The sequence below is a fragment of the Calditrichota bacterium genome (assembly GCA_013152715.1).
Lineage (GTDB): Bacteria > Zhuqueibacterota > Zhuqueibacteria > Thermofontimicrobiales > Thermofontimicrobiaceae > 4484-87.
This window is the reverse complement of record JAADFU010000128.1, coordinates 1-366: the sequence shown is the minus strand read 5'-3', so window position 1 is coordinate 366 and position 366 is coordinate 1. Positions and strand designations below refer to the sequence as shown.

Annotated in this window: 1 protein-coding gene; it reads left to right on the top strand. The window is 36.3% G+C overall.

Translation table 11 applies throughout. The features are described 5' to 3' along the window. On the top strand, positions 1-366 hold a 366-nt coding region (locus GXO74_10485; protein ID NOZ62097.1), incomplete at both ends, for a hypothetical protein.

The following is a 366-nucleotide window of genomic DNA, read 5'->3' as shown; positions in this document are numbered from 1 at the left end:
AATTCGCTATGCCTACGGTTCCGCATTCATCGATGTTGACAAAGATTCCCAAGAAGAATTATTCATGGTTGATACAGAAGGAAAAAACAAGCTGTACAAAATTGATGCGGAATTTTTCGAGAAAATTCAAGCACATAAATTTCCGACTGACATCGCCGGAAAATTTAATATTGACGGGCAAATAATTGATAAAAATGGAAGGCCCATTTTTGATCATAGCGTGTCTTTTGGCGACATCGACAATGACGGAGATGAAGATGCCTATATCACATCCCTTTACAAAAATAATTTATTTTATGAAAACAGAAATGGCAAATTTTTCAAAGAAAAAGCAGAACAGGCCGGAATCGATATTGGAATTACGCG